Origin of the sequence: Agathobaculum hominis (assembly GCF_014288055.1) — a bacterium.
GTDB lineage: Bacteria > Bacillota > Clostridia > Oscillospirales > Butyricicoccaceae > Agathobaculum > Agathobaculum hominis.
This window is the reverse complement of record NZ_JACOPK010000002.1, coordinates 48,485-72,305: the sequence shown is the minus strand read 5'-3', so window position 1 is coordinate 72,305 and position 23,821 is coordinate 48,485. Positions and strand designations below refer to the sequence as shown.

Here is a 23,821-nt window from a genome sequence, read left to right as displayed (position 1 = left end):
ACAAGCCGGGACAGGCGAGCCGCAGCGAGCCGCGTAAAATTCCCCAAGAAAGTCAGGGCGTGTACCTGACTTTCTTACCTCTGCCCGCGCCGCGGCGGCGCGGCCTCGTCCGCCGTGCGGACGAGAGGGGGTTATCGCCCGCGGTTTCTCCGGAACCGGGGGCGTATCTAAGGGGGACAGCGTCCCCCTTGGAAGAAAGCGAAAAAAGGCACCCCATACAGGGGTGCCTTTTGAAGCGTCTTTACCAGGATGCCTTGCGAACGCCCGGAATCTGGCCCTTGTAAGCCAGCTCGCGGAAGCAGATACGGCAAACGCCGTAGTCGCGCAGGTAAGCGTGGGGACGGCCGCAGATCTTGCAGCGGTTGTAAGCACGAACGGAGAACTTCGGCTTCGCCTGCTGCTTGAGTACCATAGACTTCTTAGCCATTGATCAATTCTCCTCCTTACTTCTCGAACGGAGCGCCCATCAGAGTAAGCAGCTCCTTCGCTTCTTCGTCAGTGTTTGCGGTGGTGCAGATGACGATGTTCATGCCGCGCAGCTTGTCGATCTGCTCGTAGGAAATCTCCGGGAAGATCAGCTGCTCGGTGAGGCCGAGGGAGTAGTTGCCGCGGCCGTCGAACGCGTCGCCGTTAATGCCGCGGAAGTCGCGGACACGCGGCAGAGCTACGTTGAACAGGCGGTCGAGGAACTCCCACATACGGTCGTGGCGCAGGGTAACCTTAACGCCTACCGGCATGCCCTCACGCAGCTTGAAGTTTGCGATGGACTTCTTAGCGTGGGTGATGATCGGCTTCTGGCCGGAAATCGCGGTTACGTCGCGGACGATAGCCTCGATAACCTTGGAGTTACCGTTTGCTTCCTTGCCGCAGCCGACGTTGATGACGACCTTGTCGATCTTCGGGATCTGCATAACGCTCTCATACTCGAACTTCTTCATCAGAGCAGGCGCAACGTCCGCAGTATACTTTGCTTTCATATTCGGAACCATTTATTGCAACCTCCTCTTCTTAAAGTGTCTCGCCGCAGTGCTTGCACACTACGAGCTTCGCGCCGTTCTCAGCAAACTTGTGTGCCGAACGGGTCGGCTTGTTGCACTTCGGGCAGACCTTCATGACCTTGCAGGCACGAACAGCGCCCTCGCGCTCTACGATGCCGCCGGTCTCGCCCTGGCGGCGGGGCTTGGTGTGGCACTTAACCATGTTCACACCTTCGATTACTACCATACCCTTCTTCGGGTCTACGGACAGAACCTTGCCGCGCTTGCCCTTTTCCTTACCGGAAAGAACGACTGCGGTGTCGCCCGTCTTTACATGCAAATTGTTCATTTGTTGGCGACCTCCTTACAGTACTTCCGGAGCAAGCGACAGGATCTTCATGTAGTCCTTGTCACGCAGCTCACGAGCGACAGGCCCAAAGATACGGGTGCCGCGGGGGTTTTTGTCATCACGAATGATAACGCCAGCGTTCTCGTCAAAGCGGATATAGCTGCCGTCTGCACGGCGCAGGCCCTTAACGGTGCGGACGATGACAGCCTTGACTACGTCGCCCTTCTTAACGCCGCCGCCCGGGGTGCACTTGCGCACCGAGCAGACAACTACGTCACCGATGTTGCCGTACTTGCGAGCAGAGCCGCCGAGAACACGGATTACCTTCAGTTCCTTTGCGCCGCTGTTATCAGCTGCACGCAGAAAGCTTTCCTGCTGAACCATGTGCTCTCCTCCTTACTTTGCCTTCTCGATAATCTCGACCAGTCTCCAACGCTTGTCCTTGGACAGCGGACGGGTCTCCATTACCTTTACCTTGTCGCCGATCTTGCACTCGTTGTTCTCGTCGTGCGCCTTCAGCTTATAGGTGTGCGGAATAACCTTCTTGTACAGAGGATGTGCTACACGATCCTCGATTGCTACGACAATGGTCTTGTCCATCTTATCGGAAACGACCTTGCCTACTCGCGTTTTGCGTAATGCTCTTTCGCTCATAATATTCGTTTCCCTCCTTTATGCCTTCTCCGCGAGCTGCTTCTCACGGATTACGGTGTTGACTCGAGCAATGTCGTGCTTGACTTCATTGATCTTGTTGGTGTTGTCGAGCTGATTGGTAGCGAGCTGCAGACGGAGGTTGAAGAGGTCCTTCTTCAGCTCACCGAGCTTTGCAGACAGCTCCTCAGCCGTCAGTTCTCTGATCTCAGATGCCTTCATCATGCTTCACCGCCATTCTTCTGCTCACGGGCAACGAACTTGGTCTTGCAGGGCAGCTTGTGGCTTGCCAGACGCAGCGCCTCACGAGCAACTTCCTCGGAAACGCCTGCGATCTCGAACAGGACACGGCCCGGCTTAACTACTGCAACCCAGTACTCGGGTGCGCCCTTACCGGAACCCATTCGGGTGCCGGCCGGCTGCTGAGTTACCGGCTTGTCGGGGAAAATCTTGATCCATACCTGACCGCCACGCTTGGTGTAACGGGTCATTGCGATACGGGCTGCCTCGATCTGGTTCGAGGTGATCCAGCACGGCTCGGTAGCCTGCAGACCGAACTCACCGTTCGATACGAAGTTACCGCGGGTTGCCTTGCCGGTCATGCGGCCGCGCTGTACGCGACGGTATTTAACTCTCTTAGGGAGCAGCATTAGCGGTTGCCTCCTTCCTGACGGGGTGCGCGACGCTCGCCACGGTTGAAGTCACGACGGCCGCCGCGACGGTCATCACGGCCACCGCGACGCTCGCGGCGCTCGAATGCCGGCTTCGGAGCCTCGATGGAACGGCCCAGACGCGGACCGCCGTGGAGAACCTCACCCTTGTAGATCCAAACCTTAACGCCGATGCGACCATAGGTGGTAGCGGCCTCGGCAAAGCCATAGTCGATGTCCGCACGCAGGGTCTGCAGCGGAATGGTGCCTTCATGGTAGTGCTCGGTGCGAGCGATCTCAGCGCCGCCCAGACGGCCGCCGCAGGATACCTTAATACCCTTTGCGCCCATGCGCATTGCACGACCCATGCACTGCTTCATTGCACGGCGGAAACCGATGCGCTTCTCGAGCTGAGCAGCGATGTTCTCAGCTACCAGGGTAGCGTTGGTGTCCGGGTTCTTGATCTCGATGATCGAGCAGCGAACCTTCTTGCCGTACTTCTTGGTCAGCTCTTCCTCGAGCTTCTTGATGTCCTCGCCGCCGCGGCCGACAACCATGCCCGGACGCGCGCACTGGATCATGATCTTGATCTCGTCGTTCTTACGCTCGATCTCGATCGCCGGAACGCCTGCATCGAACAGACGCTTCTTCAGTTCCTTACGGATGTTGTAGTCTTCCACGAGGAGGTCGCCGAACGCATTGTCCTTTGCGAACCAACGGGAATCCCAATTCTTGATAACGCCGACACGGAGACCGTTCGGATTTACTTTCTGGCCCATTGATTACCCTCCCTTATTCTTTCTCGCCAAGAACCAGCGTGATGTGCGAGGTTCTCTTGAGGATTCGATATGCACGGCCCTGTGCGCGCGGCATAACGCGCTTCATAACCGGGCCGGGACCGACGTGAACTTCCTTGACAAACAGCTTGTCAGTGTTCATGCCGTGGTTGTTCTCAGCATTTGCGACGGCGCTCTTGAGGAGCTTCTCCATCGGCTCGCATGCTGCCTTGGGGGTATTCATGATAATGGCCATAGCCTCGCCCGCATCCTTGCCGCGGATCAGATCGCAGATCAGCTTGATCTTTCGCGGAGTCATGCGCACGTTGCGTACGATTGCTCTTGCTTCCATGTTACTTTAACTCCTCCTTACTTGCCGTTATTGGAGGTCTTGCTGCCCGCGTGACCCTTGTAGGTACGGGTGGGAGCAAACTCGCCCAGCTTGTGACCAACCATATCCTCGGTAACATATACCGGAACATGCTTGCGGCCATCGTGTACTGCGATGGTGTGACCGACGAACTCGGGGAAGATCGTGGAAGCGCGGGACCAGGTCTTGAGGACCTTCTTCTCGCCCTTTTCGTTCATTTCAACGACTCTTTTGATCAGCTCAGGAGCCACAAAAGGGCCTTTCTTAATGCTTCTGCCCATCTTAAGATAACTCCTTTCTTACTTGCCGTTGCGACGACGAGCGATCTGCTTGTCGGTGCGATGGTTCTTCTTGCGGGTCTTGTAACCCATAGCCGGCTTGCCCCACGGGGTAACCGGAGACGGACGACCGATCGGGCTCTTGCCCTCGCCGCCGCCGTGCGGGTGGTCACACGGGTTCATTACAGAACCGCGAACGGTCGGGCGGATACCCAGATGACGGGTGCGGCCGGCCTTGCCCAGCTGAACGTTGGAGTGATCGGAGTTACCGACAACACCGATGGTAGCCTTGCAGTCCAGACGGACGTAACGCAGCTCGCCGGAGGGCAGACGAACCATGCCCTTGCCGTTCTCCTTAGCCATCAGCTGAGCGCCGACGCCTGCGGAACGAACCAGCTGCGCGCCCTTGCCCGGGTACAGCTCGATGTTGTGGATCATGGTACCAACCGGGATGTTCTCAACCGGCAGGCAGTTGCCCGGCTTGATGTCGGCATCCTTGGAGGAGATGACCTTGTCGCCGATCTTCAGACCCTCGGGAGCGAGGATGTATGCCTTCTCGCCGTCCTCATACTGGATGAGAGCGATGTTGGCAGAGCGGTTCGGGTCGTACTCGATGGTCTTGACTTCTGCGAAAACGTCGAGCTTCTGACGCTTGAAGTCAATGATACGGTACTTCTTCTTGTTGCCGCCGCCGATGTGGCGAACGGTGATGCGGCCGTAGCTGTTGCGGCCGGCGGTCTTCTTGACCTTTTCGAGAAGGCTCTTCTCGGGCTTCACCTTAGACAGACCCTGATAGTTGAGCACAGTCATATTTCTGCGCGAGGGCGTCGTCGGGTTGAAAGTCTTAATAGCCATTTGGAATTTCAACTCCTTGATTCGTTATTATCGGGGTGGCTTCCCCATACAATTACTTCGTTTGAAAACACGTTTTCAAACGAGAGAGGTTTTACCGCGCAAGGCGCGGATAAAACCAAGGCTTCGAAAAGTTCCGACCAGCGAAACTTTTCTTCGCTCTTGTATAAAAACCGTGATACATGCTCCCGGTTTTTATGAATCTGCAAGCAGATTCTATTGAAAACCCGCTTTGCGGGAACACTCAGGCTCGCCTTAGCGGCCTAAAGTGATTTTTACATCATGTTCTCGAAGATCTCGATCTTCTTGGAGTCAGCGGTCAGAGTTACGACTGCCTTCTTGATGTCGGGGCGCTTGCCGACGTGGACGCCCATGCGCTTCCACTTGCCCGGCAGCTTGATGGTGTTGACCTTAGCGACCTTGACGCCGAAGATTTCCTCAACGGCCTTCTTGATCTCGATCTTGCCTGCGTCAACAGCAACCTCGAAGGTGTACTTGTTGTCCTGTGCACCCATCATGGAACGCTCGGTGATAACCGGCTTCTTGATAATGTCGTATGCGAACTTCATTATGCGTATACCTCCTGAAGCTTCTCAATTGCTGCCTTGTCGATGATGAACTTGTCAGCATTGAGGATCTCGTATACATTGAGGGTGGACGCGATCGTGGTGCGAACGCCCGGGACGTTAGCCGCAGACTTAACTACGTTTACGCGAACCTCCGGGGTAACGACCAGGCTCTTGCCGGTTGCCTCGATTGCATTGAGGAAGCCAACGAAGTTCTTGGTCTTGATCTCGCCCATGTCCAGACCGTCGATGACGATGATCTCGCCTGCTGCTGCCTTAGCGGACAGAGCGGAGAGCATTGCCAGACGCTTGGTCTTCTTGGTCAGGCTATAGTTGTAGGAACGCGGCTTCGGGCCGAGGGCAATACCGCCGTGGGTCCACTGCGGAGAGCGGATAGAACCCTGACGGGCGCGGCCGGTGCCCTTCTGGCGCCACGGCTTGATGCCGCCGCCGCGAACCTCTGCGCGGGTCAGCGTGGACTGAGTGCCCTGACGCTGGTTAGCCAGGTAATTCTTTACTGCAGCGTGTACGACAGTCATGTTCGGCTCGATACCGAAAACAGCTGCGTTCAGCTCCATTTCGCCGGTCTTCTTACCGGTCATATCAAAAACTGCTACTGTAGGCATGAGTTGCTCCTCCTTCCCTTACTTTCTTGCGGATGCCTTCTGCGGGTTCTTGCTGACGCCAGCCTCGCCCTTGACAAGCTTGTTGTTCTTAACGGTGTTCTTCAGAACGACGATGCCGCCCTTCGGACCCGGAACTGCGCCGCAGACAGCGATGAGGTTGAGCTCAGCGTCTACCTTGACAACGTCCAGGTTCTGAACGGTAACCTGCTCAGCACCCATGTGACCAGGCATCATTTTGCCCTTCATGATCTTGGAAGGATCAGAGCACGCGCCCATGGAACCAGCGTGACGGTGAACCGGGCCGGTACCGTGGGACTCCTTCAGACGGGAAGCGTTGAAACGCTTGATAACGCCTGCGTAGCCCTTGCCCTTGGAAGTGCCGGTGACGTCTACGAAGTCGCCCTCAACGAACATGTCAGCCTTGACAACGTCGCCGAGCTGGAACATCGTGCAGTCCTCGAAACGGAACTCCTTCAGGTACTTCTTCAGGGAGTCGCCAGCCTTCTTCAGGTGACCCTTCTGGGGCTTGTTCAGGCGAGCTTCCTTTACATCCTCAAAACCGAACTGAACTGCATTGTAGCCGTCCTTCTCTTCGGTCTTGAGCTGAGTTACAACGCAAGGACCTGCTTCGATTACGGTGCAGGGGATAACCTTGCCGTCAGCGTTGAAGATCTGGGTCATGCCGACCTTCTTGCCGATGATTGCTTTGTTCAGCATTTTGTTTTTCCTCCTTAAAGGTTATTGGTTGACGGCATTTAACCGCCAACATGACCTCGCCGCGCGTGTCGCGGCAGGGCTTTCAAATCTCCGGCGGGTTAATCCGGCGATTTGTAAACTTGTTTTGTGCAATCGACCTTGCGGCGATTGCGTTCGCGTCCCGCTCTTTAGATTAGAGCTTGACCTCGAACTCAACGCCGGCCGGCAGATCCAGGGTGGTCAGAGCCTCGATGGTAGCCTGGTTCGGGTTGATGATGTCGATCAGACGCTTGTGAGTGCGGCGCTCGAACTGCTCGCGGGAGTCCTTGTACTTGTGAACTGCGCGCAGGATGGTTACGATCTGCTTCTCGGTCGGCAGCGGGATCGGGCCGGAAACCTTCGCGCCGTTGCGCTTAGCGGTCTCGATGATCTTCTCTGCGGACTGGTCGATCAGCTCGTGATCATACGCCTTCAGGCGAATGCGGATTTTCTGTGCGTTTGCCATTGTGGAATATCCTCCTCGTATGTGTGCCATACATTAAAATAATGTTTTGACTCGCTACGGAGAGAAACTGCAACTCCGCCGCGCGTATCGCGAACGGACATGAAAATAACCGGGCACACTTACAGTGTAACGATCCGGTCACAATTAAAAAACGTAAGTGGTTCGTGCCATCGGCTTTGCGGCGCATCTGCCGCGAGTCCCGAATTTACGCAGGAACATTGCGTTTTGCCGAGGCCCTGTGCCTCAGCTGATAGCAGTTATCTCAACCGCCCGATTGTCGGACCTACTCCGCCGAAGTTACCTGCTTCCTGGAGCAGCAATCTCCGGCATCATCGCGTTGTCTGCGGTGTCTCTCGCAGAACCTTAACTATATTACTATATCCTCGGCATTCTGTCAAGGGGATTTCACGAAATTTACGAGATTTTTTTGTGCAGGCTGACAGCCCTTCTCCTGCCGCCCTCCGGCGTGCGGCGGCGCTCTATATATAATAGGTATGGCCTCGCGCGGCGCTTTTCTTTTTCTGCGTTTTATTTTTCGCACTTTTCACGGGATTTTCGACGTTTTTCACGCATTTTCCCAGAAAAATCTGCTCATTTCCGCTCTGTTACCATTCTGCAAGTTGCATTCCCTGTGATGTTATGGTAGAATAAACCGTAAATCAAATCTGGAGGGACACTATGCAGATCGGAACGGTAAAAATTGACGGACGGCTCGTACTCGCGCCGATGGCAGGCGTGACCGACCTCGCCTTCCGCCGCATCTGCCGCGAGCACGGCGCGGCTCTGACCGTGACCGAGATGGTCTCGACCAAGGCGCTGTGCTATCAGGACAGGAAAACGCCGCGTCTGCTCGAGCTTGCGCCGGACGAGCATCCGGCCGCCGCGCAGATCTTCGGCCACGAACCGGAGACTATGGCGGAGGGCGCGCGCATCGCGCTCGAAAAATCCGGCTGCGACATCATCGACATCAACATGGGCTGTCCTGCTCCGAAGATCGCCGGCAACGGCGACGGCTCGGCGCTCATGCGCGACCTGCCGCTCGCCTCGCGCGTCATCGAAGCGGTCGTCAAGGCCGTGAACGTCCCCGTTACCGTCAAATTCCGCAAGGGATGGGACGAGAAAAGCGTCAACTGCGTCGAATTCGCCCGTATGGCGGAGCAGTCCGGCGCAGCCGCCATCGCGGTCCACGGCCGCACCCGTGCGCAGCAGTACAGCGGCTGTGCTGACTGGGACGCGATCCGTGCGGTCAGGCAGGCGGTCTCCATCCCCGTCATCGCCAACGGCGATGTCGCCGTCCCGGAGGACGCAGTACGCATCCTCGAATATACCGGCGCGGACGGCGCGATGATCGGGCGCGGCGCACTCGGTGATCCGTGGATCTTCGAACGTGCGAACGCGCTTCTCGAAACCGGCATCTGCCCTCCCCTGCCGCCGTTTGCCGTGCGCATGGATACTGCCGTGCGGCAGATCGAGCTTGCCGCCACGCAGAAGGGCGAGCACATCGCCATGCTCGAGGCGAGACGGCACGTCAACTGCTATCTCAAGCAGCAGAGCGGCCTTAAGACCTTCAAAAACCGCATCTGCACCCTCGAGCGTCTCGAGCAGCTCTACGAGATCGTCGAGGAGCTCAAACAGACCGTCTCTGAGGAATGACACCCGAAAGGAGGGAGCACGGGTTGGACGACAAGCATATTCTGGCAAGGGCGCGTCGCGGCGAGCTGGACGCCTTCGAGGAGCTCGTGCGCCGCTACGAAAAGCGCGTTTATGTCATTGCGCTGCGCTCCTCCGGCAATCCCGAGGACGCCGCCGACATCACGCAGGAGGTTTTTCTGCGTGCGTGGCGTTCGATCGAGAATTTCCGCGGCGACAGCGGCTTTTCGACCTGGCTGTTCCGCATCACCATGAACATCTGCGTCGATCATGCGCGCCACCGGCAGGCGCAGCCGCAGACCACAACGCTGACGACCGAGGATGACGAGGAGCGTCCCATCCACGATACCGCTCCCACGCCCGAGGAGCAGCTCGACAACCGGGAGCTGGGGCGCGAGCTTGCCGCCGCGCTCGCCGAGATCAGCGAGGAGCACCGCCGCATCGTGCTGCTGCGCGATGTTTCCGGCATGAGCTATTCCGAGATCGCAGAAATCCTCGAGATCAGCGAGGGTACGGTAAAATCGCGGCTTGCGCGCGCACGCATTGCCCTGCGCAGGATTTTGCTGCAAAGAGGGAACATTCTGCCGCCCGCTCCGTCTAACCATGAGAAAGGAGGCGAGACGCATGAATGATGAAGAATATTTCGAACAGCTCTGCTCGAACAGCGTGGACGGCACGCTGACCGACAGCGAACGCGAAAAGCTCGAGGCGCATCTTGCAGAGTGCCCTTCGTGCGCCGCGCTGCTGCGTGATCTCCGGGAGATGCGCGCACTCTTTGCACAGGAACCCGAGGCGCCGGACAGCCTCCATGACGGGATCATGGAGCAGCTGCGGCAGGAGACCAAGCTGCACGTCGTTCAGCCGGAAAAGCCGGTGCGCCGCATGCCGGTGTTCACCATGGTCGGCGTTGCCGCGGCGGTCGTGCTCGTTGTGCTCGGCGGCGGTCTGATGCCGTCGTTCAGCACGGTCGGAAGCGGCAGCTCCGGTACGTCGGCAGACGCCGGTGACGCGGTGGCCGCTGTGACTGCGGACAGCTATTCCGACGATGCAGGCGCGGCGTCCAACGGCGCCGCCGCAGATATCGCAGAGGCGGCTGAAAATGCGGGCGTGAACAGCGCATCACGCAGCGTCCCCGAAACCGCCGTGCAGGGCACGAGTGATATTGCCGCAGGCGGCAGCGCGTCAGGCGAGACCGCGCCGCAGACGGCCGCAGAGGAGGATACGCCCTCTGTCTTCTCCCTCCCCGAGGCTGACAGCAGCACCGCCGCGCAGAGCGGCGGCATATCCGGCCGCGCGATCTCGGACGGCGATTCCGCCGGCATCGTTCCTGACGAGGATACCGGCGCGCTCACGCTCCCCGAGGCGGTACGCGGACTGCGCATCGCACACTGCTATATCGCAGACGGCGGCGAGCTGCCCGAGCTTGACGGCAAACTGCTGTATTCAGACAGCAGCGCAGCATGGTTCCAGCTCGACAACAACATGTCTACGCTTCAGAACACACTGAACGCGCTCGAAAAGTCCGGCTGCACCGTGACCGCCTATGAGGACATCGGTCTGACGCTCGACAGCAGAGCCGACTCGTGGCTGCTCATCGTTCGAAACTGAAAAACAGGTGTGACGCCGTTTTCTTGGCATCACACCTGTTTTTATTTTGACTGTCTCACATCACCAGCGTGAGTATCCTGTCGCTGAACAGATACCCGGCGGAGATGAGCGCGGTATTCCACGCCGCGATGCCGATGGCCGACCAGCCGACGAACCACTTGACCGGCATGCGGATGAGACCGGCCGGAATGGAAACGATCGTGCGGAGCATCGGGATGATGCGGCAGAGCGCAAGTCCGCGTCCATGCTGCGCGTCGATGAATTCATGGCATTTCTGCACGAACGAGCGGAATTTCCTGCTCTTTCCGAACAGCTTTTCCATGATCGGCTCGCCGCCCCAGTAGCAAAGGCCGTAAATGACCAGACTGCCGAGCAGTCCGGAAGCAACGCTCAGCACGAGCGTCAGCGGCAGCGACAGGCTGCTCTGCGCGATGAGCACACCGATGCACGGCATGATGACGCCCGCCGGAAAGCCGGGCAGATTCATATATTCACAGAAGATCACGCCGCAGACCAGGAGCAGTCCGTACTGATGAAAAAGTTCAAAAAATGCAGCAGCTGTCATGGTGCCTCGCCTGCCTTTCCTGCTGTCCGTTTTGTGTGGAATATAGTATACCGCTCTGCGCAGCCTCATGCAAGGCCGGCAGAGCGGTGTTTGCAATAAGTTCACAATTCAGACGCGGTATTTGCCGCGTTCAATCGGGCCGAACAGCCGGACAAGCAGGCGGTGCAGCAGTGCGAACAGACCTTCACGGGTATTTGCTTTCATGATAATTCCTCCCTTTTATCACTGTGCGGCGGTCTCTATCCCTTGTACCTACAGTATACCTCGAAAGCCCCTGTCATTTCCCTCACAAAACCGTGAAATTTTTCTTAATTTTTTATGAAGTCGGCTCGTCGTCCTCCGCCGCGCCGAGCACGCGCTCGGTTTCCGCCTCGGAGAGCTCGGTGACGCTCTTGAGACGGCGGCGGATGGCGCGCGTTCTCGTGCCGACCAGCTTGTCCAGCTCGCGGCTCGCCTGATCGAGACGGTTCTGCGTCTGCGTCAGGCAGGTCTCGAACTTGTCGAATTCGGTCTTGACCGCGCCCAGAACGTTCCACACCTCGCCCGAGCGCTTCTGGATGGCGATCGTGCGGAACGACATCTGAAGGCTGTTCAGCAGCGCCGCCATCGTGCTCGGGCCGGCGATATTGACATGATAATCGCGCTGGAGGATCTCGACCATGCCGCGCTGCACCGCCTCCGCGTACAGCCCCTCAAACGGCAGGAACATGATGCCGAATTCCGTGGTGTACGGCGGTGCGAGATACTTGTCGCGGATGTCCTTCGCCTCGCTCCGGAGCGTCAGAATGAGCTGCTTCGCGCAGGCGTCGATCTGCTCGCGCGAGCCGCTCTCATAGGCATCGCGCAGCGCGCCGTAGGTGTCGCCCGGGAACTTGGAGTCGATCGGCAGCCAGACCGCGCCGCCGTCCTCCGCCGGAAGGCGCACGGCGAACTCGACAACGTTGCGGCTGCCGGGCACGGTCACGACGTTTTCCGCGTACTGCTCGGGCGCGAGGATGTCGGACAGGATCGCGCCGAGCTGGATCTCGCCCACGATACCGCGGTTTTTGACGTTTGTCAGCACCTTTTTGAGGTCGCCCACGCCCTGTGCGAGCGTCTGCATCTCGCCGAGACCGCGGTAGACCTGCTCCAGGCGCTCATTTACCAGACGAAAGGACTCGTTCATGCGGTCGGACAGTGTTTTTTGCAGCTTTTCGTCCACAATACCGCGCATTTCGTCCAGCTTTTTGTTGTTGTCCTCGCGTAGCTCGCGCAGGTTGCCGTCCACGGCGGCGCGGATGCCGTCGAGCTGCTGCGAAGTTTCGACCGAAAAGCCGTGCAGGCGTTTTTCAAAGCGGTCGAGCTGGCCGGAGACCGACCGGTCCATCGCCGCAAGGCGGCTGTCCTGTGCTTCGCGGCCCTCGCGCAGATTCTGCGTGACGAGCGCGCCGAGCGCAGAGATCGCGCCGCTGTCGGTCGTTTTCGGCGGCTGCACCGGCTTTCGCGCGAGCAGGATGATGACGAGCACGAGCAGAACGGCCACGAGTGCGAGTGTGATGACGGGAATAAGTTCCATTTGGTTTTCCTTTCGCTGAAACAGGGATTAACGAAGGACGCCGAGATCCTTCGCGATGCGCTGCATGTCCTCGTCGGTCTCGGCGATGACGTCCGCGCAGTGCTTGAGGTCATCCGACAGGTTGGGCGGCACCTCAACGCCGGATTTGTAGCGCAGCTGATGCTCGAGGCTCGCCCAGAAATCCATCGCGATCGTGCGCAGCTGAAGCTCGATGCGCACCGGGACCGTGCGCTCGGACAGAAAGATCGGCACCTCAAGGATCAGATGCAGGCTGCGGTAGCCGTTCGGCTTGGGACTGCTGATATAGTCCTTTTTCTCGATGAGCGTCAGATCGCTCTGCCGCATGAGCATGTCCGCTACGGTATAAATATCCTGAATGAACGGACAGATCACGCGGATGCCGCCGATGTCGTTCAGGTTGTCCATCATGGACTGAAGCGTCACCGGAAAGCCGCGGCGCTTGAGCTTGCCCACAATGCTGCGCGGCGTTTTGATGCGGCTCTTGATCGCGTTGATCGGGCTCGGCTTGCCCGAAATGCGCGACTCGTCCGCCAGAATGTCCAGTTTGGTCTTGATCTCACGAATGCCGGACTCATACAGCATCATAACCTGCTGAAGCTGCATCGCAGACTCGACCAGTGTCTCTTCATCATGTTCGGAAAGTCTGTCGATCGCAAAAAAATCCGCCAGATCCATGTTATCTCCTCCTGTTCTCTTTCTCTGTCTTCAGTATAACATATATCCTGTTATCATTCAATGTCAGCACGGATACAATCTACCAGATATTGTGTTCTTACCGTACACCGCCGCGCAAAACTGCACGGAAACCGCACAGTCGGTAAATCTCTGTCCCCGTCCGGTGATGCCGTCCATGCGGGGCGAGAAAGGGGTTGACAAAGCGTCGGCAACGGGCTATACTAAGTTTTATCGAAGCTGTAGAAAAAGGAGAAAATCACTATGACCGTATCTCGAATGTACATGTGCATGATGCGTGATTTTGCTCGTTTTTCTGCCAGAAGGCTCCGCTGAGAGCACGGCGCAGACGGGCCGCTTGTCATGCGGCGCGGTATAAACAGGAAAACGAGCGGAAAGCAGGAAAAAGGCTTTCCGCTTTTATTTTTTCAGAACACATTTTTCATGTCAGGAGGAATGAACTTGGAACAGGACGCTATCGTTCGCATCCGAAGTCTCAACAAAACATTCATCGGCAGAGCCGGCAGGGTCACGGCGCTCGACGGCATCGACCTCGACATCCGCCGCGGCGAAATTTTCGGCATCATCGGTCTGTCCGGTGCAGGCAAATCCACGCTCGTGCGCTGCATCAACTTTCTCGAAAAGCCAACCGCAGGCACCGTCACCGTGGACGGTCAGGAGCTCGGCAGTCTCTCGAAAAAGCAGCTGCTCGAGGCGCGCCGCTCGATGGGCATGATCTTTCAGCAGTTCAACCTGCTCCAGCAGCGCACCGCGCTCCAGAATATCTGCTTCCCGCTCGAGATCGCGGGAACGAGCAAGGCGGACGCAGAAAAGCGCGCGAAAGAGCTGCTCGAGATCGTCGGCCTCTCCGACCGCGCGGGCAACTATCCGTCTCAGCTCTCCGGCGGTCAGCAGCAGCGCGTCGCCATCGCCCGTGCGCTCGCGACCAGTCCGAAGATCCTGCTTTGCGACGAGGCGACCAGCGCGCTCGACCCGACGACCACTCGCTCGATCCTCGCCCTGCTCAAGGAGATCAACAGGACCCTCGGCATCACCATCATCGTCATCACGCACGAGATGGCGGTCATCGAGGAGATCTGCCAGCGCGTCGCCATCATCGACTCCAGCCGCATCGCTGAGGTCGGCGCGGTAGACGACGTTTTCACCCGTCCGCAGTCCGCCATGGCAAAGCAGCTCATCTATCCGGACGGAAAGCGCCGCGCCCTCGCGACCGGAAAGCGCTACTGCCGCATCGTATTCGACGGCAATTCCTCGTTCGAGCCGGTCGTCTCCAATATGGTGCTCGAGTGCAAGGCGCCGGTCAACATCATGTTCGCGGACACCAAGAACATCGACGGAAAGGCCTACGGCCAGATGATTTTACAGCTGCCCGAGGACGAGCGCGCCGCCAAGCGCGCCCTTGCCTATCTGGAAACGCAGAACGTACACACAGAGGAGGTAGACGCAAATGCTGCCGTTTAATGTCTGGGCGCAGAGCCTTTGGGAGACCCTTTACATGGTCATCCTGTCCACCGCCATCTCTTATCTGATCGGCCTGCCGCTCGGCCTGACGCTCGTCGTGACCGACAAGAACGGCATCCGCCCGATGCCCGTGCTGAACACCGTTCTCGGCATCGTCACCAATATCCTGCGCTCGATCCCGTTCCTTATCCTCGCGGTCATGATCACCCCGGTCACGCGCGCCATCGTCGGCAAGGCCATCGGCACCACCGCGATGGTCGTTCCGCTGACATTCGCCGCCGCGCCCTATGTCGCGCGCATGGTCGAATCCTCCATCAAGGAGGTCCCGTTCGGCGTCATCGAGGCGGCGCAGTCCATGGGTGCGAGCCCGTGGCAGATCGTCTGGAAGGTGCTCGTCCCCGAGGCGAAGCCCTCTCTCATGGTCGGCGGCGCGATCTCCATCGTCACCATCCTCGGCTACTCCGCGATGGCCGGCTTCATCGGCGGCGGCGGTCTGGGCACGGTAGCCGTCAACTACGGCTACAACCGCTACAACTTCCCCATCATGCTCATCGCCGTCATCATCATCGTCGTCGTCGTGCAGATCTTCCAGGAGGTCGGCATGCGCCTTGCGCACCGTCTGGACAAGCGCAATCGTTAATTCTGTTATCATAAAAATTATGATATATATCTGAAAAGGAGCGAATTCCCATGAAAAAATCCATTGCAGCAATTCTTGCAGGCGCACTGTGCCTGTCCGCTCTGACCGCCTGCGGCGGCAGCACGTCCTCCTCTGACAGCAGCGCAGCGGCAAACACCGGCGACTCCGACAAGGTCATCACCGTCGGCGCTACCCCGACCCCGCACGCCGAGATCCTGAACGCGGCCAAGGACGCGCTCGAGGCTGAGGGCTACACCCTCAAGGTCGTTGAGTTCACCGACTACGTTCAGCCGAACACCGCGCTGGTAGACGGCGATCTGGACGCAAACTACTTCCAGCACACCCCGTACCTCAACAACTTCAACAAGGAGAACGGCACCGATCTGGTCGCAGCGTTCGACATGCACTACGAGCCGTTCGGCATCTACGCCGGCAAGACCGCATCCATCGAGGAGCTTGCTGACGGCGCCTCCGTCGCCATCCCGAATGACGGCTCCAACGAGACCCGCGCGCTGCTCCTGCTTCAGGACGCAGGCCTCATCAAGCTGAAGGACGGCATCGACCCGACCTCCGACGCGACCAAGCTCGACATCACCGAGAACCCGAAGAACCTCGACATTCAGGAGATCGCCGCAGAGCAGCTGCCGCGTTCGCTCGCTGACGTCGACCTCGCAGTCATCAACGGCAACTACGCGCTTCAGGCTGACCTGAACGCTGCCGAGGACTCCCTCATCACCGAGAACCCGGACTACGCAAAGGTTTATGTAAACGTTGTTGCCTGCCGCAGCGGCGAGGAGAACAGCGACAAGATCCAGGCTCTCAAGAAGGCAATGCAGAGCGACGACGTCAAGAAGTACGTCGACGAGACCTACAAGGGCGCAGTTGTAACTGTATTCTAAACACACAGCAGAAATCATTTCAGCAGGCAGAGCTCACGCTCTGCCTGTTTTGTTTTCCGAAAATGCTTGCACCAGCGGACAGTATGAGCTAAGATAAAGATATTATCCTTGTAATTTACGGAGGCACAGCATGACCGAACTCGATATGATACGCCGCGCACGAATGTATATGGAAAAGCTGTCGCACGGCATAAATCCGCTCGACGGGACGCCGGTCGCGGACGGCGACCTCATCCGGAACGGCCGCATGTCGCGCTGCTTTGCCTTTGTTGCGGAGGTGCTCGACAAGGTCGTGACGAACAGCGCGCCGCACGCTGAAAAACCGCAGCCTGCCGCACCGAAAAGCGCGCCTGCGGCTCCTGCGCAGAGCGGGCCGCGCAGTCTGCCGCCCGAGCTCGCCGCCATGCTCCGTCCGGCCTCCTCCATCAAGCCTGCGCCCCGCACCAAAGCCGTCCCCGCCGGCGGGAGCGAGGCGAAGCACCGGCTGCCGCCTGCCGTACCCTATAACCGCCGCGCGGATTTCGCCTATTCCGACCGGCCGCTTCCCGTAGAGGAGGTCGTGCAGCGCATTCACGCCCTCGAACCCGAGAACACAGAGCCGCTTTCCGTCTCTCCCCTGTTCGACTGGCTGACTGACGCCGGTCTGCTTGCATGGATGCCGGACAGCCGCGACGGGTACGCCTACCTGCCGACACAGAGCGGCGGCGAGGTCGGCATTCTGGTCGAACCCAGCGCCGGAGCCGTGCTCTACACGCTCTCCGCTCAGCATTTTATCATGGATGCGCTCGACGACATTCTGGACGAGGCCGCCCGTCAGCTTTCGCTGCGCCATACACCATGGACGCCCGAGGAGGACGCACGCCTTGCGCAGCTGCGCCGCGAGGGACAGCACCCCGAGGAGATCGCAGAAACGCTCGCTCGTCCGGCCTCCGCCGTTCGGCAGCGCCTGCTCGAGCGCGGTATTTAAGGAAATAATCAGGACCTGTAAACGGAGAAATCCGCATTACAGGTCCTTTTTTCTGCATATTCTGACTCGCGCGGCGAACATCGTTCTGCGCTCTCTATCCTGTACACCCCATGCATCCGCCGCAGTCAGCCTGTGCTTTCTACTGATTAGACGTTTGAGGGAGACAAAATGTGACAGGAGAAGCCGGAAAATGCTGCACAAATTTCAGTCTGCTGTTTTGTACATTTTTCAAGCAGGCTGCAAATAATACCCGATGCCGCTCTCCGCCCGGATGACGGCCTGCGAGCCGATCTCGCGCAGCCTGCGCCGCAGGCGGTGCGCCGGCCTCTGCCGGAAAGAAAGGCAGACGAAAAAAGCTGAAAAAGCCGGTCATGATCGCGGCGGCGGCCGCATCCGCATCATCACCGCACAGGCAAAGTAAAAATCACGCAAAAAGGCTCCACCCGTTTCTTGGATGGAGCCTTTGGCTTTCTCACAGGCTTTATCCACAGGCTGTTGATAAAACCTGTGTTTATTTGTAGTCGAGGAAGAAGCAGAAGCAGCTCGCGCGCGCTCTGCCCTCGTTGCGGTAGATATGCGGCTGGTCGGTCTCGAATTTGAACGCCTCCTGCCGCCCGATGCGCTGCACATGGCCGCGGCACTCCACGGTCAGCTCGCCGTCCGTAACGGTCAGATATTCGCGCGTGTTTTCGCCGTGTGCGCCGCTCATGTACACGCCGCCCGGCTCGACGTCGATGCGGTAGATCTCGACCAGCCGGGTATCCTCATACGGAAAGCATGTCCAGACACGGTACTGCCCCTCGATCTCCTTGGTCGGGACGAGCGCTTCCGGCTTCACCAGGCAGAAATCCTCCCTCGGAGTCTCGATCAGGCGCTGAAACTCGATGCGCAGACCGCTCGTGATCTTGCCGAGCACACCGAGGGACGGGTTTGCCGTGCCCTTTTCGATCTGTGCGAGCATGCTCTTGCTCACGCCGGTCTGCTCGGCCGCCTGCTCCAGACTCATCGACTTGGACTGGCGGATGCGTCTTAAATTGATCGAAATATTATGGGACAGATAATCCATGTCATTTTCTCCGTTTCCGTGCGCCGGAGGCGCGGTTTAGAGCGCTCTCCGGTACAGCATTTCAATATCGCTCTGTCGGGAGGCGCGCGGATTGACCGCGATGTTGCCGCTCTTCATGGCGTCCGCCGCCATCGCCTCGACCTTCTCCTCGATCGCCTCGCGGCTGACCGGGCCGTTCCGGCTCGCGTTGTTCACCGCCTCGACGATGCCGTTCGGGATGCCGATCTCCCCGCACAGCTCGCGGATCGCACCCGGCAGCAGCCCCGGCTCAAATTCGCCCGCGTCCACCTTGAAGGGGCTGATGTAATTGAAGATCTTGAAATAGCGGCCGTGGTCGGCGAGCGCGTTGTACTCCGCGATGACCGGCAGCAGGACCGCATTCGCCACGCCGTGCGGTACGTCGAAGTATGCGCTGATCGGGTGGCTCATCGCGTGGACATTGCCCAGACGGGCGAACGAGAACGCGATCCCGGCGAACAGCGAGCCGACGAGCATATTCTCGGCCGCCTCGATGTCCTCGCGGCACGCGACAAAGCGGCGGATGTTGCCGCCGAGCAGCTCCATCGCCTTTTCCGCCATCGCGTCCGAGAACGGCGACGCCGCGCGGGAAACATAGGCCTCCTCCGCATGGATGAAGGCGTCGATGCCGCAGGCCGCCGCGACGCTCGCCGGTGCGCTCGTCAGCAGCTCCGCGTCCAGAATAGCGCAGGCCGGCAGCAGCTCATAGCTGAATACGGTCAGCTTGTAGTCGCGCCTGTGGTCGGTGATGACCGAGAACGCCGTGACCTCCGAGCCGGTGCCTGCCGTGGTCGGGATGGCGATGAGCGGCACGATCTTGCCCGGGACCTTGTGCGCGCCCTCATATTCCTCGATCCTGCCGCCGTATTTTGCGACGACACCGACCGCCTTGGCGACATCCATCGGCGAGCCGCCGCCGAAGGCCACGATAAAGTCCGCGCCCGCCGCCTTGTAGGCCGCCGCCGCCTTTTCGACCGTATCCGTAGACGGATTGCCCTCGGTTTCGGTGAAGGCGTCGACCGCAAAGCCTGCCGCCTTCAGCGAGTCGGAGACCTTGCCCACCAGACCCATCTTTGTCAGATGCGGGCCGGAAATGATAAATGCGTGCGAGCCGCCGAGCTGCCTTGCGGCCTCGGGCAGCTTCGCGAGCGAGCCGCGGCCCACCATGATATTCTGCGGAACGGAAAAGGTAAAGTCGTTCATGATAAACACTCCTCTGTGAGAAATAAAAATAAGCGGATATTTCTAAAGATATTGTCTGTCGATAAAGTCAATTGTGCGATGGTGAAGCAGCTGCGCGGCAGCGCGCATGAAATAGAAATCGCGCAGCGATTTCATGCAGACCGGGGGCGTGTACCTCGGTTTGCATACTTCTGGAGGGAGAAAGTTTCCGCATGGGAACTTTCGGACGACTCGTGTTCTGCGTCAGTCAGAACACAGATTGTCGGAAAAACGAAGTTTTTCGACAGTCTTAGCAGCGCCGAACCGTAAAAGCCCGACGCTGCGCTTTTTGATGCAAATAACAGATTGATGAAGCCTTATGCCAGCCGCGCCAGTACGCGGTCGATCGCGCCGTCGATGACTTTGTCCAGCTCGCGCTCGTCCGCCTCCGGGAGCAGCGTTGCTGCGTCCTCGTCCGAGATGAGCTGAACCATGCTGCCGAAGGACTCTCTGTACTTGCTCTTGCAGATGGCGAAGAACACGACGCCGAGCGCGCTCCACGCCGCTACCATGCCCCATTCCGGCAGGATGAGCGTGCCGCCCGAGCCGGGGATGCAGTACATGACGACCATGAAGCCGCTCATCAGCACCGCGATGCCGCCCATCAGACGGCCGGCCGGAACCTTGTACGGACGTGGCATATCCGGCTGCTTTTTGCGCAGAATGAGGAAGGAGATCGCGACCATGCAGTAGGCGAGGCAGCAGCCGAAGTTGCCTGCGTCGCAGATCCAGACCATCATGACGCGGCCTGCGAACGGCGCGAGCATGGTGAGGATGCCGATGAGGATGAGCGCATTGATCGGAGTCTTGTGCCTGGGATGCAGCTTGGCGAAAACGCGCGGGATCATGTAGGACTCAGCCATCGAGTAGATGGCGCGCGAGCCGCCGATCATGAACGAGTTCCACGAGGTGATGATGCCGCACATGCCGCCGACGATGATGACCTTCGCCATGACCGAGGTCTTGAAGGCGAGCGCCATCGCGTCCGCCGTGACCAGACCCGTGCCGGCCTGCGAAGCGGTGATCGCGCCCGAGTTCATGACCAGACCGACCGCGATGATGACGAATGCGTAGAACAGGACCGCGAGGACGACCGACAGGATGAGCATGCCGCCGATCTTTTTCGGCGGAACGTTGATCTCCTCCGCCGCCTGCGGGATAACGTCAAAGCCGATGAGGTAGAACGGAGAGATGACCGCGACCGAGAGGATGGACTTGACGATACCGCCGCCGCCGACCTCTGCGAACATCTGACCGTCCAGATTGTCCACCGTGCCGTTGATGACCGATGCGACGATGAGCAGGATGCCTGCGCCGCCGATGATGATGGTGAGGATGGTCTGGAGCTTGGCAGCCGTCTTTGCGCCCACGATGTTGATGAGCATGATGCAGAACGCAACAATGATCGCCACGATCAGCCACGAAGCGTAAATGTCGAAGCCTGCGACCGTATACAGATATCCCTTGAGGAATCCCGGCCACAGATAGGAGATGATGGTCGGGAACGCGCACGCTTCAAAGCACGCAACGCCGACATAGCCGAGAACGATCGCCCATGTGCACACGAACGAGCCGGTCGGACCCATCGCACGATGGCTCCAGACGTGCTCGCCGCCGCACTGCGGCATGGCCGCCGTCAGCTCTGCATAGGTCAGACCGACGAAAAAGATCATGACGCCGCCGACCACAAAGCCGAGCGCCGCGCCGAGGACGCCGCCCTTCTGGATCCAGCCGCCCGAGGAGACGACCCAGCCCCAGCCGATCATTGCGCCGAACGCGATGACGAGGATGTCCCATGCGCTGAACACCTTGTTAAATTCGGATTGCTTCTTTTCCATGATGCTCTGCCCTCCTCAGCTGTTGAATACCTTCCGCGCGACCTCTTCGATGAGCGCCGCCGTGCCGTCCGGCCCGAGCAGGCTGCTGTCGATGAGCATATCGCGGTTGTGGCGGTCGCCGCGGTTCGCGCCGGTCAGCGCCAGATGACGCTTATGGTAGCGCTTGTCCTTCTCCTCGATGAGCAGCCTTGCGTCGTCCGCCGAGAGATTGTGGCTCTTCATGACGTTTTCGATGCGCACCTCGTCCGGCGCGTAGATGAACACGCGCAGGATGGGCTTCTGCTCCTTGAGGATATAATCGGCCGAGCGGCCGATGATCACGCAGGACTCGCGGTCTGCGAGCTTGCGGATGATGGTCTTTTGAACATGGATCGCACGCTCGGTCAGATCCGCATACTTGGAGAATGCGCCGCGCGTGTCGCCCTCCGCGCCCTTGCCGGCGATGGTGACGCCCTGTTCGACCTTTTCCATGATGTCCTTCGGGATGCCGACCTCTTTGATGATCTCATCTACGGTTTCGCGGTCGTAAAACTTGATGCCGAGGTCCTCTGCGACCCTGCGGCCGATCTGATTACCCTTCGCGCCGTATTCGCATCCTATTGTAATAACAAGATGTGCCATGTTCCGTTCCTTCCTGATTAAAAAAAGGGCGCACCAATCATTTCGATCGGTGACGCCCTTGTCACTGGTTTATTCCTTGTGTCCGCCGCTTACTTCGCGACAGCCTCAACGGCCTCGGTGATGATCTCGACGGCCTTGTCGCACTGCTCCTCGTTTACGATCAGCGGCGGCACCATGCGGATGGTGTGCGCGCCGATGGCGGTGATGAGCAGCTTGCGGTCGAGGCAGGCATGCTTGACCTCTACGCCCGAGACCGCGTCGTCGAACTCGACGCCGACGAGCAGGCCCTGATGACGGACCTCCTTGACATGCGGCATCTTCGCGAGCTTTTCGGAGAAGTAGTCGCCCATCTTCTTCGCGTTGCCCGCCAGATCGCGGTCGAGCAGCTCGCCGACCTCGGCATATGCCGCAGCGCAGCTGACCGGATGACCGCCGAACGTGGTGCCGTGCGAGCCCGGGGTGAACGCCTTGGCGACCTCTGCGGTCGCGCAGATCGCGCCGATCGGCATGCCGCCGCCGAGGCCCTTCGCCATGGAAACGATGTCCGGCTTGATGCCGTAGTTCATGTAGCTCATGACCGCGCCGGTTCTGCACCAGCCGGTCTGCACCTCGTCGATCAGGAGCAGCATGCCGTTCTCGTCGCAGAATTCGCGCAGACCGGTCATAAATTCCTGCGTTGCCGGATGTACGCCGCCCTCGCCCTGTACCGGCTCGATCATGATGGCGATGGTGTTTTCGGTGCAGGCGTCCTTGAATGCCTTCAGGTCGTTGTACGGCGCGTAGGAGAAGCCGTAGGTCATCGGGCCGAAGCCTACCTGGCAGCCGTTGCCCGGCTGGCCGGTCGCGCTCATCGCGCCGAAGGTGCGGCCGTGGAAGCCCATCTTTGCGGTAACGATATGGTACTTGTTCGGACCGTACTTCTCGATGCCGTACTTGCGCGCCATCTTGATCATGGCCTCGTTTGCCTCGGTGCCGGAGTTCTGGAAGAAGATCTTGTCCATGCCGATCGTCTCGCAGACCTTCTCCGCCAGCAGCGCCTGCGGAATGGTGTACGGATAGTTGAAGGTGTGCATGATGTCGTCCACCTGATCCTTGACGGCTGCGACGACCTTGGGGTTGCGGCTGCCGGCGTTGTTTACCGCGATGCCTGCGTAAAAATCGAGGTACGGCGTGCCGTTTTCATCATAGAGGTACATACCCTCTGCGGTCTCTGCGAGGAAATCAAAACGCTCGTAGGTCTCGATCATGTACTTGTTTACTTTATCCTTGATGTCCTGTGCGGTAAGTCCGGTATCCTTCAGTTTCATTTTGAAGCCCTCCCAAAAAGATTTATGTAAATGGTTTTTCATACAAATTCCCGGGGTCAGAACAACAAACAAAAAAGAGCAACGAGAGTCCTTTACAGGAGCCTCATTGCTCTTTGCATGTCCATTATTTTGAACAAGTACATAATATCACTCGTCCATCTCTGTGTCAACAGGAATTTTCATGTTTTCCGAAAATATTTCATTTTGCCGTTTGTCAGTTATGTTTTTCGGGAATTTCATCCGTATTCCGTTTTTCGCCAGCCTTTTCTGTGCCAAGTTTGGCATTTCCGTTATTTTGAACACCCTCGGATTTCCGTGCACTATATTGTCCGACGCCGTTTCGACCGGCCGCAGGCAGTCCATCCGGAATAAAAGCAGACTGCCGGTAAAATTAG

General features: G+C 58.7%; 31 protein-coding genes. 8 read left to right on the top strand and 23 right to left on the bottom strand.

Translation table 11 applies throughout. The features are described from left to right. Positions 1-241 precede the first annotated feature (241 nt). From H8S02_RS02170 to rpsJ, 15 genes are all read right to left on the bottom strand, one after another. A complete protein-coding gene (locus tag H8S02_RS02170; RefSeq protein ID WP_118684289.1) occupies positions 242-427 on the bottom strand; it encodes a type Z 30S ribosomal protein S14 in 186 nt (61 codons plus the stop codon). A 16-nt stretch (positions 428-443) separates the two neighbouring features. Then, entirely contained in the window at positions 444-989 is a 546-nt protein-coding gene (gene rplE, locus H8S02_RS02165; protein WP_243030909.1) for a 50S ribosomal protein L5, read from the bottom strand. Between the two features lie 19 nt (positions 990-1,008). Then, positions 1,009-1,326 carry a 50S ribosomal protein L24 gene (gene rplX / locus H8S02_RS02160; protein ID WP_118722501.1) on the bottom strand — a complete coding sequence of 106 codons (318 nt, stop codon included), beginning with the start codon at positions 1,324-1,326 and terminating at the stop codon, positions 1,009-1,011. Positions 1,327-1,341: 15 nt separating this feature from the next. Continuing rightward, entirely contained in the window at positions 1,342-1,710 is a 369-nt protein-coding gene (gene rplN, locus H8S02_RS02155; RefSeq protein ID WP_116704662.1) for a 50S ribosomal protein L14, read from the bottom strand. A gap of 12 nt (positions 1,711-1,722) precedes the next feature. After that, on the bottom strand, positions 1,723-1,980 hold the full coding sequence (gene rpsQ, locus H8S02_RS02150) for a 30S ribosomal protein S17 (RefSeq protein WP_118684295.1): 258 nt from the start codon (positions 1,978-1,980) through the stop codon (positions 1,723-1,725). Positions 1,981-1,998: 18 nt separating this feature from the next. Further along, entirely contained in the window at positions 1,999-2,199 is a 201-nt protein-coding gene (gene rpmC / locus H8S02_RS02145) for a 50S ribosomal protein L29 (protein WP_118684491.1), read from the bottom strand. Next, positions 2,199-2,627 carry a 50S ribosomal protein L16 gene (rplP, locus tag H8S02_RS02140; RefSeq protein ID WP_118684297.1) on the bottom strand — a complete coding sequence of 143 codons (429 nt, stop codon included), beginning with the start codon at positions 2,625-2,627 and terminating at the stop codon, positions 2,199-2,201. Before rplP ends, rpmC begins: the two co-directional genes overlap by 1 nt. Beyond that, positions 2,627-3,406: a 30S ribosomal protein S3 gene (gene rpsC / locus H8S02_RS02135; protein WP_118684299.1), complete on the bottom strand. Its 780-nt coding sequence runs from the start codon at positions 3,404-3,406 to the stop codon at positions 2,627-2,629. The genes rplP and rpsC overlap by 1 nt, the downstream gene beginning before the upstream one ends. 13 nt (positions 3,407-3,419) lie before the next feature. Beyond that, on the bottom strand, positions 3,420-3,755 hold the full coding sequence (gene rplV, locus H8S02_RS02130) for a 50S ribosomal protein L22 (RefSeq protein WP_118684301.1): 336 nt from the start codon (positions 3,753-3,755) through the stop codon (positions 3,420-3,422). A 17-nt stretch (positions 3,756-3,772) separates the two neighbouring features. Further along, a complete protein-coding gene (gene rpsS / locus H8S02_RS02125; RefSeq protein WP_118684303.1) occupies positions 3,773-4,054 on the bottom strand; it encodes a 30S ribosomal protein S19 in 282 nt (93 codons plus the stop codon). 18 nt (positions 4,055-4,072) lie between these two features. Continuing rightward, positions 4,073-4,906 carry a 50S ribosomal protein L2 gene (gene rplB, locus H8S02_RS02120; RefSeq protein WP_118684305.1) on the bottom strand — a complete coding sequence of 278 codons (834 nt, stop codon included), beginning with the start codon at positions 4,904-4,906 and terminating at the stop codon, positions 4,073-4,075. A 272-nt stretch (positions 4,907-5,178) separates the two neighbouring features. Next, positions 5,179-5,472 (bottom strand): 50S ribosomal protein L23, encoded by a 294-nt coding sequence (gene rplW / locus H8S02_RS02115; protein ID WP_118684307.1) that lies wholly within the window; start codon positions 5,470-5,472, stop codon positions 5,179-5,181. After that, positions 5,472-6,095, bottom strand: coding sequence for a 50S ribosomal protein L4 (rplD, locus tag H8S02_RS02110; protein ID WP_186969077.1), 624 nt, complete (start codon positions 6,093-6,095; stop codon positions 5,472-5,474). The genes rplW and rplD overlap by 1 nt, the downstream gene beginning before the upstream one ends. A gap of 18 nt (positions 6,096-6,113) precedes the next feature. After that, the gene (gene rplC, locus H8S02_RS02105) at positions 6,114-6,809 is read right to left on the bottom strand and encodes a 50S ribosomal protein L3 (protein WP_186969316.1); all 696 of its coding nucleotides are present in this window, start codon (positions 6,807-6,809) and stop codon (positions 6,114-6,116) included. Between the two features lie 175 nt (positions 6,810-6,984). After that, on the bottom strand, positions 6,985-7,296 hold the full coding sequence (gene rpsJ / locus H8S02_RS02100) for a 30S ribosomal protein S10 (RefSeq protein ID WP_054326972.1): 312 nt from the start codon (positions 7,294-7,296) through the stop codon (positions 6,985-6,987). 678 nt (positions 7,297-7,974) lie between these two features. Between rpsJ and dusB the strand changes: the two genes are divergently transcribed. The 3 genes from dusB to H8S02_RS02085 are packed head-to-tail and all read left to right on the top strand — an operon-like array spanning position 7,975 to position 10,554. Beyond that, the gene (gene dusB, locus H8S02_RS02095) at positions 7,975-8,949 is read left to right on the top strand and encodes a tRNA dihydrouridine synthase DusB (RefSeq protein WP_186969075.1); all 975 of its coding nucleotides are present in this window, start codon (positions 7,975-7,977) and stop codon (positions 8,947-8,949) included. A 23-nt stretch (positions 8,950-8,972) separates the two neighbouring features. Next, positions 8,973-9,578, top strand: a complete 606-nt coding sequence (locus H8S02_RS02090; RefSeq protein ID WP_243166377.1) for an RNA polymerase sigma factor — start codon at positions 8,973-8,975, stop codon at positions 9,576-9,578. Further along, entirely contained in the window at positions 9,571-10,554 is a 984-nt protein-coding gene (locus tag H8S02_RS02085) for an anti-sigma factor family protein (protein ID WP_186969072.1), read from the top strand. The genes H8S02_RS02090 and H8S02_RS02085 overlap by 8 nt, the downstream gene beginning before the upstream one ends. Positions 10,555-10,609: 55 nt before the next feature. Here the strand turns inward: H8S02_RS02085 and H8S02_RS02080 are convergent, their stop codons facing one another. From H8S02_RS02080 to H8S02_RS02070, 3 genes are all read right to left on the bottom strand, one after another. After that, positions 10,610-11,119 carry a DedA family protein gene (locus tag H8S02_RS02080; protein ID WP_186969070.1) on the bottom strand — a complete coding sequence of 170 codons (510 nt, stop codon included), beginning with the start codon at positions 11,117-11,119 and terminating at the stop codon, positions 10,610-10,612. Between the two features lie 316 nt (positions 11,120-11,435). Then, a complete protein-coding gene (locus tag H8S02_RS02075) occupies positions 11,436-12,674 on the bottom strand; it encodes a DNA recombination protein RmuC (RefSeq protein WP_186969068.1) in 1,239 nt (412 codons plus the stop codon). Between the two features lie 27 nt (positions 12,675-12,701). After that, positions 12,702-13,370, bottom strand: coding sequence for a GTP pyrophosphokinase (locus H8S02_RS02070; protein WP_186969066.1), 669 nt, complete (start codon positions 13,368-13,370; stop codon positions 12,702-12,704). 453 nt (positions 13,371-13,823) lie between these two features. Here H8S02_RS02070 and H8S02_RS02065 point away from each other — a divergent pair, with 453 nt between their 5' ends. The 5 genes from H8S02_RS02065 (at position 13,824) to H8S02_RS02045 (ending at position 17,776) form a co-directional block, all read left to right on the top strand. Then, on the top strand, positions 13,824-14,849 hold the full coding sequence (locus H8S02_RS02065; RefSeq protein WP_186969064.1) for a methionine ABC transporter ATP-binding protein: 1,026 nt from the start codon (positions 13,824-13,826) through the stop codon (positions 14,847-14,849). Next, positions 14,836-15,489 carry a methionine ABC transporter permease gene (locus H8S02_RS02060; protein WP_186969062.1) on the top strand — a complete coding sequence of 218 codons (654 nt, stop codon included), beginning with the start codon at positions 14,836-14,838 and terminating at the stop codon, positions 15,487-15,489. Before H8S02_RS02065 ends, H8S02_RS02060 begins: the two co-directional genes overlap by 14 nt. A 50-nt stretch (positions 15,490-15,539) precedes the next feature. Further along, positions 15,540-16,388 (top strand): MetQ/NlpA family ABC transporter substrate-binding protein, encoded by an 849-nt coding sequence (locus tag H8S02_RS02055; protein WP_186969060.1) that lies wholly within the window; start codon positions 15,540-15,542, stop codon positions 16,386-16,388. 130 nt (positions 16,389-16,518) lie between these two features. Beyond that, positions 16,519-17,355 (top strand): hypothetical protein, encoded by an 837-nt coding sequence (locus H8S02_RS02050; RefSeq protein WP_186969058.1) that lies wholly within the window; start codon positions 16,519-16,521, stop codon positions 17,353-17,355. Positions 17,356-17,626: 271 nt separating this feature from the next. After that, a complete protein-coding gene (locus H8S02_RS02045) occupies positions 17,627-17,776 on the top strand; it encodes a hypothetical protein (RefSeq protein WP_186969056.1) in 150 nt (49 codons plus the stop codon). Positions 17,777-17,866: 90 nt separating this feature from the next. Here the strand turns inward: H8S02_RS02045 and H8S02_RS02040 are convergent, their stop codons facing one another. The 5 genes from H8S02_RS02040 to H8S02_RS02020 all read right to left on the bottom strand — a co-directional run bounded on the left by H8S02_RS02040 (position 17,867) and on the right by H8S02_RS02020 (position 23,426). Beyond that, complete coding sequence (locus H8S02_RS02040; RefSeq protein WP_186969054.1) at positions 17,867-18,421, bottom strand: helix-turn-helix domain-containing protein; 555 nt, start codon at positions 18,419-18,421, stop codon at positions 17,867-17,869. 36 nt (positions 18,422-18,457) lie between these two features. Continuing rightward, positions 18,458-19,642, bottom strand: coding sequence for an iron-containing alcohol dehydrogenase family protein (locus tag H8S02_RS02035; RefSeq protein WP_186969052.1), 1,185 nt, complete (start codon positions 19,640-19,642; stop codon positions 18,458-18,460). Positions 19,643-19,977: 335 nt separating this feature from the next. Beyond that, positions 19,978-21,498 carry an APC family permease gene (locus H8S02_RS02030; protein WP_186969050.1) on the bottom strand — a complete coding sequence of 507 codons (1,521 nt, stop codon included), beginning with the start codon at positions 21,496-21,498 and terminating at the stop codon, positions 19,978-19,980. A gap of 15 nt (positions 21,499-21,513) precedes the next feature. Beyond that, positions 21,514-22,119, bottom strand: coding sequence for a cytidylate kinase-like family protein (locus H8S02_RS02025; protein ID WP_186969048.1), 606 nt, complete (start codon positions 22,117-22,119; stop codon positions 21,514-21,516). A gap of 89 nt (positions 22,120-22,208) precedes the next feature. Continuing rightward, the gene (locus tag H8S02_RS02020; RefSeq protein ID WP_186969047.1) at positions 22,209-23,426 is read right to left on the bottom strand and encodes an aspartate aminotransferase family protein; all 1,218 of its coding nucleotides are present in this window, start codon (positions 23,424-23,426) and stop codon (positions 22,209-22,211) included. Between the last annotated feature and the right edge of the window lie 395 nt (positions 23,427-23,821).